Source organism: Duncaniella sp., assembly GCF_029054785.1.
Classification (GTDB): domain Bacteria; phylum Bacteroidota; class Bacteroidia; order Bacteroidales; family Muribaculaceae; genus Duncaniella.
Window position 1 is genome coordinate 1 of sequence record NZ_JAIDEN010000136.1, and the last position, 10,783, is coordinate 10,783.

General features: G+C 50.2%; 11 protein-coding genes and 1 tRNA gene. 5 read left to right on the forward strand and 7 right to left on the reverse strand.

The window, feature by feature from the left end; translation table 11 throughout:
• The 3 genes from K2H17_RS08575 to K2H17_RS08585 all read left to right on the forward strand — a co-directional run.
• Window positions 1-282 (forward strand): hypothetical protein (locus K2H17_RS08575; protein ID WP_300133770.1); only part of this gene is annotated, 282 nt, incomplete at its 5' end.
• 109 nt (window positions 283-391) lie between these two features.
• Window positions 392-464: transfer RNA gene (locus K2H17_RS08580), tRNA-Thr, on the forward strand.
• Between the two features lie 207 nt (window positions 465-671).
• Window positions 672-1,028 carry a PAS sensor protein gene (locus K2H17_RS08585; RefSeq protein WP_300133771.1) on the forward strand — a complete coding sequence of 119 codons (357 nt, stop codon included), beginning with the start codon at window positions 672-674 and terminating at the stop codon, window positions 1,026-1,028.
• 17 nt (window positions 1,029-1,045) lie between these two features.
• Here K2H17_RS08585 and K2H17_RS08590 read toward each other — a convergent pair whose 3' ends face one another.
• Entirely contained in the window at window positions 1,046-1,738 is a 693-nt protein-coding gene (locus tag K2H17_RS08590; protein WP_300133772.1) for an SIMPL domain-containing protein, read from the reverse strand.
• 247 nt (window positions 1,739-1,985) lie between these two features.
• On the opposite strand from K2H17_RS08590, the gene mutS reads away from it, so the two are divergent.
• A complete protein-coding gene (mutS, locus tag K2H17_RS08595) occupies window positions 1,986-4,604 on the forward strand; it encodes a DNA mismatch repair protein MutS (RefSeq protein ID WP_300133774.1) in 2,619 nt (872 codons plus the stop codon).
• A 123-nt stretch (window positions 4,605-4,727) separates the two neighbouring features.
• On the opposite strand, the gene K2H17_RS08600 is transcribed toward mutS, so the two are convergent.
• The 5 genes from K2H17_RS08600 to K2H17_RS08620 form a co-directional block, all read right to left on the reverse strand.
• Window positions 4,728-7,559, reverse strand: coding sequence for a TonB-dependent receptor (locus K2H17_RS08600; protein ID WP_300133775.1), 2,832 nt, complete (start codon window positions 7,557-7,559; stop codon window positions 4,728-4,730).
• 377 nt (window positions 7,560-7,936) lie between these two features.
• Window positions 7,937-8,377, reverse strand: a complete 441-nt coding sequence (gene rplI, locus K2H17_RS08605; protein WP_300133777.1) for a 50S ribosomal protein L9 — start codon at window positions 8,375-8,377, stop codon at window positions 7,937-7,939.
• Window positions 8,378-8,398: 21 nt separating this feature from the next.
• Window positions 8,399-8,668 carry a 30S ribosomal protein S18 gene (gene rpsR / locus K2H17_RS08610; protein WP_172480316.1) on the reverse strand — a complete coding sequence of 90 codons (270 nt, stop codon included), beginning with the start codon at window positions 8,666-8,668 and terminating at the stop codon, window positions 8,399-8,401.
• On the reverse strand, window positions 8,669-9,034 hold the full coding sequence (rpsF, locus tag K2H17_RS08615) for a 30S ribosomal protein S6 (RefSeq protein ID WP_107031959.1): 366 nt from the start codon (window positions 9,032-9,034) through the stop codon (window positions 8,669-8,671).
• Window positions 9,035-9,244: 210 nt separating this feature from the next.
• The gene (locus K2H17_RS08620) at window positions 9,245-9,694 is read right to left on the reverse strand and encodes a cupin domain-containing protein (protein ID WP_300133781.1); all 450 of its coding nucleotides are present in this window, start codon (window positions 9,692-9,694) and stop codon (window positions 9,245-9,247) included.
• A 219-nt stretch (window positions 9,695-9,913) separates the two neighbouring features.
• On the opposite strand from K2H17_RS08620, the gene K2H17_RS08625 reads away from it, so the two are divergent.
• Entirely contained in the window at window positions 9,914-10,294 is a 381-nt protein-coding gene (locus K2H17_RS08625) for a helix-turn-helix domain-containing protein (RefSeq protein ID WP_300133783.1), read from the forward strand.
• A 206-nt stretch (window positions 10,295-10,500) separates the two neighbouring features.
• Here K2H17_RS08625 and K2H17_RS08630 read toward each other — a convergent pair.
• The coding region (locus K2H17_RS08630) for a catalase-related domain-containing protein (RefSeq protein WP_300133785.1) at window positions 10,501-10,783 on the reverse strand (283 nt) is incomplete at its 5' end.

Consider the following 10,783-nt stretch of genomic DNA (forward strand, 5'->3'; position numbering starts at 1 on the left):
ACCAAGAGCTACACCTTCTCCTCAATGCGCAACTACATCCTTGACATCATTAAAAAAGGAGAGGCGACAGAGGAGGATGAAGAATTTGTAATCTGTCCGGCGCTGGTATCGTTCTATGTAAACTCCTCTTCGGATTATTACTACTATTATTACGGATACGGAACCTCTTCCACTCAGGTCAGCTCTATAACTCCGTATGTAACAGAACCGGTCATGGCATCGCTTGACTTCTCCAAGGCCAAAATCGTCTTTACATACAGCAAGCAGACCCTTGGTAAATAGAAAATAAATTTGTAACTTTGCGCTGCAAAACAGGGGAAACCCCGGCAGCGCAAATCACAGATTTTTAGACCGGAATACGCTTCTCATCGTAGCGGGCAAAGGTCATCAAGCCGCAATAGCTCAGTTGGTAGAGCATTTCATTCGTAACGAAAAGGTCGTGGGTTCGAGTCCCACTCGCGGCTCAGAGGGAGTGACAGTGATGTCACTCCTTTTTTATTTTACAATAGCCTGAGAGGCTGTCGGATGTTTGGGGCGGGAGTCTGTTCTGTCGGCTGGTTTTCGGAATTTTTCCGCCGGTTTACATTTTGTGATAAATTTTTGATACATTTGTGAGACAGTTTTTAGAGGCTGTATCACGAGTTATAACTCCGATATGAACTATAACGATAATGGAAGATATCAGAAAAACCTTGCCCGACTGGGCTTTTGAGATGAACTGTGCTGTGACCGTCTGTGATGCCGACGGTCTGGTGGTCTATATGAATGAAAAAGCGCTTGAGACCTTTTCGAAGCATGGCGACATGCGCGGGCGCAATCTGATCCCCTGTCATGGTGAGGAATCAGTCCGCAAGATCCGTCAGATGCTCGAAACCGGCGAGTCAAACGCGTACACCATAACGAAAAACGGTGTCCGGAAGATGATCTACCAGACACCGTGGCGTGTTGAGGGCAGGATTGCCGGTTTGGTTGAAATCTCAATGATTATTCCGGCTGAAATGCCCCATTACGACAGAGACAAGGGCTGAAGAGCTCCCTGTCGGTTTTAGTCTTCAAGATAATAGACGATCGTCGAGACCACGCGCACTTTCTTGATGAAAGGTGTCGAGGAGTCGCTGTCGTCAATCGAGAACTGACCCTGCGAGGCTGTCTTGATTTTGCCGACACGGCTTTCGCTGTCGGCGGCAAACTGATCGGCGGCTGCACGGGCGTTTTTCGTGGCTTCGGCTATCATTTCAGGCTTGATGGAGTTCAGTCCGGTGAACTGATAGTTGATGTAGGAGTTGGAGAATGCTATCCCTTCTTTAAGCAGTTCGGACTGGCGGTTGAGCAGTTCGCGTACTTTGGCCACTTTGGTGGTGGTCACCGTCACAGTGCAGTTGATCGAATAATTGTAGTTGAATGAGTCGGAACGGTAGCGGTTTGATGTGGCGTCATAGGTGTCGGGCGGATTGACCGAAATCTCGTCGGCGCTGATGCCGTTGGAAGTGAGGAATTTTACGATTTTCTCATTGTTGCCGCTGACCTGGTCATAGATGGTCTGGAGGTTGTTGCCTGCAAGCGAATAGGTGATCGGCCAGGTGACAAGATTGGCTTCCACTTCCCGCTCGGCAAGTCCGCGGACGGTTACTTCACGGTCGCGGAAGGCGATGTTGTCAATGCCGGCTTTCAGGCAAAAACCTGAAATGACGATTGCAAGGGCGATCAGCCCTGCTGAAATAACTGAAGATGATTTCATAGAGTCTGTGGCTTTTATAAGTGTTAAGTTGTAATGTTGACTGATGTGATATACAACGGCAAAGTTAGTATTATTTGCCGGATTCAGTCGCTGTAAAAGGGAAAAAGTTGTAAATTTGTAGTCAATTAGAGGTCACTGAATCTCGGTTTTATAAGATTGTAATTGGAAAGTAAGGATGCCTGATGCCGGTGAGTGCGGCCTACGCATCTGATAATAAGTGGTTGTGATTAAATAAGCTCTAAATAATATGGCAAAAAAAATAGTTGAGACCCCGTTGATGAAGCAATATATGGTCATGAAGGAGAAACATCCGGATGCCATATTGCTTTTCCGTGTCGGTGATTTTTATGAGACTTTTTCTGAGGATGCTATTGCGGCCTCTGAAATTTTGGGGATCACTCTGACCCGGAGAGCCAACGGTGCGGCCCAGTACGTAGAGCTTGCGGGTTTTCCGCATCATGCGCTTGACACTTATCTGCCGAAGCTGGTCAGAGCCGGAAAGCGTGTGGCCATCTGTGAGCAGCTTGAAGATCCGAAAACGACTAAAAAGCTTGTCAAACGCGGAATCACGGAACTGGTGACCCCCGGCGTTTCAATCAACGATACTCTTCTGGATCATCGTGAGAACAACTTTCTCGCGGCTTTGAATTTCGGCAAACAGACCGTCGGTGTCGCTTTTCTAGACATCTCTACAGGCGAGTTTCTTTCTGCTGAAGGCTCGTCTGACTATATTGAGAAACTTCTCGGCAAGTTTGCGCCGAAGGAGGTTCTCGTCGAGCGTGGGAACAAAAAACTCTTGGCCGAAAGTTTTCCGGAACATTATCTTGCATTTGAGCTTGACGACTGGATTTTCACCGAAGATGCAGCGATGGACCGTCTGCTCAAACAGTTTGAGACAAGTTCGCTGAAAGGTTTCGGCATCAATGCGATGCCTTCGGCGGTGATTGCCGCGGGTGCCATCCTGCATTATCTCGACATCACCCAGCACACCCACATTTCCCATATCACCTCAATCGCCCGTGTCGAAGAGGAAAAGGCTGTCAGACTCGACCGCTTTACAGTGCGCAACCTTGAGCTGGTGCAGTCGATGAACGAGGACGGCAAGAGTCTGCTTGACGTGATCGACCGGACGGTCAGCCCTATGGGAGCGCGTCTGCTGCGCCGCTGGGTGCTTTTCCCGCTGAAAGACGCGAGGGAGATCAACAAGCGACTTGACATTGTCGAATATTTTTTCCGCGAGCCTTCCGAGCGCGACGATCTGAAAGAGGCTCTCGCGCAGATCGGCGACATGGAGCGCCTGATCGGCAAGGTCTCTGCCGGACGTGTCAATCCGCGTGAGCTGATCCAGATGCGCCACGCTCTTGCGATGATAGGTCCCATAAAGGAAATCTGTCTTTCGTCGGGCCAGCCTGCTCTGGAGAGCATAGGGCGTCAGCTTAACCCGTGTGCCGAGATCGCCGGACGGATCGAACGTGAGATTTCGCCTGATCCGCCGACGGCTCTCAACCGCGGCCCTGTCATCCGCGAAGGTGTCGATGCCGAACTCGACGAGCTGCGCGAGATCGCTTTCAAGGGGAAGGATTATCTTCTGCAACTTCAGCAGCGCGAAAGTGCTCTGACGGGCATTCCGTCATTGAAAGTTGCCTATAACAATGTGTTCGGCTACTATATCGAGGTGACCAACACTCATCGCGACAAGGTGCCTCAGGAGTGGATCCGAAAGCAGACTCTGGTCAATGCTGAACGCTATATCACCGAGGAGCTTAAGGAATACGAGGAAAAGATCCTCGGCGCACAGGACAAGATCGCCATAATCGAGCAGCGGATCTACACCTCGCTCGTGCAGGATCTCTGCGAATATATCCCGGCAATTCTGCTTGACGCGCAGATGATTGCCCAGCTCGATGTCTTCAGCTCCTTCACCCGTGTGGCCCTTGAGAACCGCTACAACCGCCCTGTGGTCGACGATTCGCTTGAGCTTTCGCTTGTCGAGGCGCGCCATCCGGTGATCGAGAGAGAGCTGCCTCCGGGCGAACCTTACATCACCAACTCTGTTTCTCTGTCAAACAACGGCACTCAGGTGATGATGATTACCGGACCTAACATGTCGGGTAAGTCAGCTCTTTTGCGACAGACCGCGCTGAATGTGCTTCTGGCCCAGATCGGAAGTTTCGTGGCGGCTGACAGTGCCCACATCGGAATCGTCGACAAGATTTTTACCCGTGTCGGTGCAAGTGACAACATCTCGCTCGGCGAGTCGACATTCATGGTGGAGATGAACGAGGCGGCCTCGATTCTCAACAACATGAGCCAGCGATCTCTGATTCTTTTCGACGAGCTTGGGCGCGGAACTTCGACCTATGACGGCATTTCGATCGCATGGGCCATCGTCGAGCACATCCATGAACATGCCTCCATCCATCCGAAGACTCTTTTTGCCACTCACTATCATGAGCTGAACGAGATGGAGAAGAGTTTCAGCCGGGTGGTCAATTATAATGTGTCCGTGAGGGAAATCGACGGCAAGGTGGTGTTCCTGCGCAAACTTGCCCGTGGAGGCAGCGAGCACAGTTTCGGTATTCATGTGGCCAAACTTGCAGGCATGCCCCAGACAATCGTGAAGCGGGCCGATGAGGTGCTTCGCCATCTTGAAAAGGTCAACCGTGAGAGCGATGAGCAGGTAAGCAAGAACCTGTCAAGCGTGGCTGACGGCGCGGAAGGTGTCCAGTTGTCATTCTTCCAGCTTGATGATCCGGTGCTTGCCCAGTTGCGTGATGAGATCCTCGATCTTGACATCAACAATCTCACGCCGATGGCTGCTCTCAACAAACTTCACGACATCAAGGCAATCCTTACAGGAAAATAATCGCTTGGGTTGTGGCGTGGCGGTTTTGCAACCTCTAAAACAACCGACGCATCTGAACATAAAAAAGGATTCAGATGCGTCGGTTGTTTTGTGTTGTTTGATAGTCGGCTACGGCCGGAGATTTTATCTCGGACCACGGCCTGGACCGCCGGGGCCACCGCCGCGGCGCATGAAGTCTCCGCCACCCGGAGTGCTGGGTTCGTTGCCTTTACCGAATGTGTTGAAGCGATAGCTGAGAGTCACCATGAAGTAGCGGGTGAGAGCGTTGTAGCTTGTGTCGTCGATATAGTTGGCTGTCACGTTGCGGCGGATGTTGTTGCGCTGATTCAGGAGGTCATAGGCTTTTACCGAAAGGGTGAGGGCCTTGTTGCGCAGGAACTGCTGTGAGATTGTGGCGTTCCACATCCATGTTCTGGTGTCATAGCCGGCTGCATAACCGGAAGTGGCAGAATAGTTGACATCAGTCTGGAGTGTCAGACCCCAGGGTGTATAGTATGTTCCGTCGAAGCGGCCACCGTAGGAGTGGACTGCCATATCGGCGTTTTTCTGTACGCTGTTGTAGGTTTTCTGCAATGTGTAGCGCGGACGCAGTTCAAGTTCAAAGTGGTCCGGTCGGAATGTGATGCCGGGACTTTCATTGATTCGGAGAGAGAGAGAGGCGTTGCGCTGCGCGTTGTTGAAACCGACATTGCGGTTGGCCGATACGAAGGCGTGGTTTGTGATGGTCCACTTCTTGTTGCGCAGTGGCATTGAGAACATGTTCATCAATCGTCCGTTCCAGACACCGTTGACGTTAGTATAGGTTGTTGTGCGAGTACCGTCATCGGCATAGATTGATTTGGAGATGATGGAGTTCTGTGTCATTTGGAAGTCGCCCATGAGCATGATGCTTCGCTGTGATTCGGTGTTGAAATCCTGGAAGCGGATGTTTAGGTTGTGGTTGAACGACGGATCAAGGTTCGGGTTACCCTGGATTATGTTTGTCGGGTTGGAGATGTCGGCCACAGGCTGCAATTGAGACATCGAGGGTTGTGACGATCTGCCGTTGTAGTTCACCTGGATTGAGCGGCGTTTGCTGAATTTGTAACGGTAGCGGATGAATGGCGCGTAGTTCCAGACCCAGCGGTCGATGTTTTTGTCTGAGTTGTCAAGATATATCGACTTCGACATCTGCGGCACGAGTGACAGACCGGCTTCAAGACGGGCGTTTTTAGTCACTTTTTTGTAGCCAAGCCGTATGTTCTGGTTGAATGAGTTGTTGCGGTAGCGGTTTGAATAGTCGGGGTTCGGCTCCTCAGGAGTGAGGGTGCCGTCAGGATTGAGGATGACCGGTGGCATGATGTCATATTCATAGTCATCGGGGATATCATAGACGAGCTTGTCGGCGTTGTTCCAGCGATAGTTCATGCGGTAGCTGAAGGTGAGGAAGTTGCCGTTGCTGACATTTCCGAGCGGTTCTGTCCAGGTGAACTGACCCATCACCTGATTGCTCCATGTGTGGTTGTCGGAATACTGGTTCAGAAGGTCGGAATTGTCCTCGGAGTTGTCGGGATCTTCTTCCATGATATAGCGGATGAAGTCATTGACTGATGTTCCGGTCTCGACAACGTTGGAGTATTTATACTGTCCTGAGACCGAGAATGAGCGTCCGCGATGGCGCTTGAAGTTATGCGAGTAGATCAGTCGGCCTCCGAATTCATATGAGTCGCCATTGCTGTAACTTGTCGCGGTGTTATTGCTGACATGCTGCATGGACGAGTTGAAATAGTCGGTCTCTTCGTGGTCATTTGACTTGTTGAAGTTGAGCGAGAAGTTGGGGCGGAATTCAAGGGTGTTGAATGAGTCGGGTTTCCAGAGTACTCGGAAATCACCGCGGAAGTTGTTGCCGCGGTCGCGGACGGCCTTGTTGATTTTCGAGTAGGTCGAGTAGTCCTCGAAGAGATACTGGCGCTCTTGTTTGGTGATGGTCTTTGCGTCAGTGTTGCTCCACATGATGTCGCCGCCTACGCGGATGATCTCTTCCTTGCCTACATTGAAGTTCAGACCGAGGGCGCGCGATTCGGTGATGCCGTTGTTGCCTCCGAAGCGGCGGAAGCGGCTGCCATTGCTGTCGGTGAAGCCTATCTGGTTGGTGTTGTTGAAGTTGCCAAGGAGTGTTACCTGGTTACCGTTCCAGAAACGGTTGACGTTGAACGATCCCATGTAGCGGTCATCGGTGCCGTAGCCTGTCTCGGCAGCTCCGAACCAACCCTGGTCCATACCCTTTTTGAATGTGAGGTTGATGACAGTTTCATCGTCTCCGTCATCGACACCTGTGAGGCGGGCCATGTCGCTTTTGCGGTCGACCACCTGGAGTTTGTCAATAAGGTTTGCGGGAAGGTTTTTGGATGCAACCTGCGGGTCATCGCTGAAAAATTCTTTTCCGTTGACAAGGAATTTGCTGACGGTTTTTCCGTTGGCTGTGATTGCTCCGTCAGATCCGACCTCTACGCCCGGCAGACGCTTGAGCAGATCTTCAACAACTGCGTTCGGCTGTGTGTGATACGAGTCAGCATTGTATTCGACGGTGTCTTCCATGACCTTGATGGGAGTCTTGACTGCAACAACACTGACTTCGCCGAGCATGTGTGACGATTCTTTCAGACTGAGGACTCCGAGACGGATATTGGACGGGCCGACGGTGACCGGTTTTTCAAGATCGGCATATCCGATGTAGCTTACGGTGAGGATATATTTTCCGGCTTTTACGCCTGACAGTGTGAATTTGCCGTCAATGTCTGTTGTAGTTCCCGCCTCGAAAGCGCTGTCTTTGGCGGTGATGAGTTTAATTGCTGCTTCAAGGAGCGGTTCTTTTGTGTCGAAATCCTTCACAATGCCGCTGATGTTTGCGGCAGTGGTTGTGATGGAGATCAAAAGTAGGGCGAACAGCAATTTTAATCGGTTGAAACGTGTCATTCTTTCAGTTCTCTTTTCAGTTCTGTGAGTTGGTTGGTGAATTAGAGATTGTATTTAACAACCTCGTATTGTTGACTGTCAATTCTGACTGTAAAGTTACGTAAAAGTTTAATCGGTCATGCCTGATTATCTACCTATGGGATGCTTTAGCCGATGAACAGGATGAAAAAAAGCAAGTGTTAAAATTTATTTATCACACTCGTCTTTCAATTGCAGGCAAGCAGTCATCTCAACGGGATGTGTGTGAAGTTCCGGGGTTTGATTGCGGATTGCGGTTTGATTGCGGGTTGCTCAGAAGAAATCAGGCGGCCCTATGCTGGCATAGGGTCGCCTGAGAATTTGTATGCTTTTTCCGCAGAAGCGGTCCTGAATGAAAATTATTCAGAAACAACTTCGAAGGGCACGTTTACAGTAACATCGCGGTGAAGCTTGATGGTAGCTGTGTAGTTGCCGACTTCTTTGACGGGGTCGAGCGAGATGAGTTTGCGGTCCACGTTGTGGCCGAGTTTTTCGAGAGCTTCTGCAATCTGGATAGCGTTTACAGAGCCGAAAATAGTGCCGGTAGAAGAGGTCTTTGCACCGATTGTGAGCTTAACGTCCTGGAGAGCGGCTGCGGCAGCTTCGGCTTCAGCCTTGATGCGGGCGAGCTTGTGGGCGCGCTGACGCTGGTTTTCAGCAAGAACTTTAAGAGCTGATTCGGTTGCAATCACTGCTTTGCCGGTCGGGATAAGGTAGTTGCGACCATATCCGTTCTTGACTTCGACTACATCGTCTTTGTAGCCAAGGTTGGCGATGTCTTCTGTGAGAATGATCTTCATAATTCCTGATAGCTTTTAAAGTTATTTCATCAAGTCGGTAACGTAGGGGAGGAGGGCAAGGTGACGGGCACGTTTAACGGCCTGAGCCACACGACGCTGGAATTTGAGCGAAGTGCCGGTGATGCGGCGGGGAAGGATTTTGCCCTGCTCGTTGAGGAACTTCTTCAGGAATTCGGGATCCTTGTAGTCGATGTATTTGATTCCGCTTCTTTTGAAACGGCAGTATTTTTTCTTCTTTACGTCTACCGACAGGGGAGTGAGGTAGCGGATTTCAGATGCTTGTGCCATGATTTAGTTCTCCTTTGCTTCTTCAGTAACTGTGGTTGTTTCTTTAGCGCGGTTGCTGCGACGCTTTTCAGCATATTCGGCAGCATACTTGTCGAGACGGAACACGAGGAAGCGAAGTACGCGTTCGTCGCGGCGGAAAGCTGTCTCAAGTTTCTTGACGAGGGTCGGATCGCCGTCAAACTCAACGAGTGAGTAGAAGCCGGTAGATTTCTTCTGGATGGGATAAGCAAGCTTGCGAAGGCCCCAGATTTCTTCGTTTACGATTGATGCGCCGTTGTCGGTCAGCACCTTCTCGAATTTTTCTACCGCTTCCTTCATCTGCTGGTCAGATAAAACGGGAGTTAAAATGAAAACGGTTTCGTAATGCATTTTGGTTGATTAATTAGTGATTGGTGTTTGTTTCGGCCCGCTGAAAATCAGTCAGGCACACTTTTTCGGGCGCAAAGGTAGTGATTTTTTAGTTATTACCAAAGTTTTTCGAATAAAGTTTTGCACTTCGGTTTGCATTTCGACTTTGACTTTAGGCATTTCGGTTTGGAATCTTCTTCGATTTTCGACATTGCTTGAGAAGTCGACCGCTTACCACTCCACTGTTTCGGTCAGAATATTTCCGTCTGTGGCATCTGCGGGGGTGAAGGTTTCGCCGCGATATTGCATGCAAAGCATCACAAGCGGCTCTGTCCCGTTGTTGCGCACCGAGCGCTTTCCGTCAGGAGCCACGCGCACGACGCTTCCTTCCTCCACCGGAAACACTTTTCCGTCAACCTGAAACTCGCCCTTTCCGCTGAGGAAGAAGTAGAGTTCTTCGTGAGTTCTGTGGGTGTGCAGGAAGCCTGTTTCCTGACCCGGTGCGAAGACCTGAAAGGAAAATTCGCTTCCTGTTGTTCCGACTGCCTGTCCGCCGAAGACCTTGCCGGGGATTCTGATTTCCGGGCCGAGTTCGAGGACATAGTCTTTGATGCCGGCTATTTTGCCGAGATTGATTGCGCTGAAGTTTTTAGCTTCCGAGAGTTTACGGATCTGTTTCATGACTGCGTGTTGATTTGGTGTTTTCTGTTTTGATTTACGCTGCAAAGTTACGTTGCAATTCCAGGCGTGTCAAGAAGTTACTTTTTTGTCAGATAGTAACCTTTTTATCACTTTTGCTGTCGCGCAGCCATTTGCGGCAGAAAATTTTTCAGAAAAAATTGCAAGGCGGTTTATATGTCCGGATTTGTCAGTAACTTTGCAAAATAAAGTGTATCTGAAATGAAGAGAAAAGAAGAGACAAATTCGATAATTGAGATATGTCCGATCCGCAATGTCGTGGCCCGCTTCGGCGACAAATGGTCGCTGCTCGTGCTTCTTGAGATTGACGGACAGGGGACAGTCCGTTTCAACGAGCTCGGCAGGCTGATACCTGACATATCCACACGTGTGCTTTCCGGGACTCTCAAGACTCTTGAGGCCGACGGACTGATTGACCGTAAGGTCTATGCGCAGGTGCCTCCGAAAGTGGAATATACGCTCACTGACACCGGCAAATCACTCATACCCCTAATCATGCAGCTCACGGAGTGGGCGCTGAAAAACATGAAAGGCGTGATGAACCACCGCAAGGAATATGAAAAAGCCGCCATGACAAGATAGCGGCTTGGGAGATGGTTGAAGTGAGTTTAGAGGTCGTTTAATAACAATAGTTAAAACCTGAGCGAAAGTATTGTTTTCATAAGATAGCCTTTTATCATCGGCCAGTTGCGTAGCCCGTTTCTTCTATCGGCAAAACTTTGATTAAAAGATAAGGCAAAGACAGCAGAACTTGCCGATATCGGCAAGTTCTGCTGTCAAAGGTGCTTTTATCCGGCGTTCTGGCGTTTGTCCCAGACGGGATGTGCCGGATCTTCTGCCACAAGGGCTTCGGCAAGATCAATGGCAAGAGCGTCGGCAAGCATCTGTCCGTATTCCGGATCAGCATTATGGCAGGCTCTGACATGGCGCTGCTTGATGAACAGGGGTACTCCCTCCATCTGAGCCGCGGTGTTGCTGCATGTGGCTTCTTTGTCCTCCCGGCTCATAAGACGCCAGAGCTTTCCGGGCTGTGTATAGTAATCGTCATCATATTCGCGTTCATTGTAGGGG

Excerpts from the sequence above, each read along its gene's own strand:
- K2H17_RS08585 (WP_300133771.1), top strand. The coding sequence starts at position 672 with ATGGAAGATATCAGAAAAACCTTGCCCGACTGGGCTTTTGAGATGAAC.
- K2H17_RS08590 (WP_300133772.1), bottom strand. The coding sequence starts at position 1,738 with ATGAAATCATCTTCAGTTATTTCAGCAGGGCTGATCGCCCTTGCAATC.
- mutS (WP_300133774.1), top strand. The coding sequence starts at position 1,986 with ATGGCAAAAAAAATAGTTGAGACCCCGTTGATGAAGCAATATATGGTC.
- K2H17_RS08600 (WP_300133775.1), bottom strand. The coding sequence starts at position 7,559 with ATGACACGTTTCAACCGATTAAAATTGCTGTTCGCCCTACTTTTGATC.
- rplI (WP_300133777.1), bottom strand. The coding sequence starts at position 8,377 with ATGAAGATCATTCTCACAGAAGACATCGCCAACCTTGGCTACAAAGAC.
- rpsF (WP_107031959.1), bottom strand. The coding sequence starts at position 9,034 with ATGCATTACGAAACCGTTTTCATTTTAACTCCCGTTTTATCTGACCAG.
- K2H17_RS08620 (WP_300133781.1), bottom strand. The coding sequence starts at position 9,694 with ATGAAACAGATCCGTAAACTCTCGGAAGCTAAAAACTTCAGCGCAATC.
- K2H17_RS08625 (WP_300133783.1), top strand. The coding sequence starts at position 9,914 with ATGAAGAGAAAAGAAGAGACAAATTCGATAATTGAGATATGTCCGATC.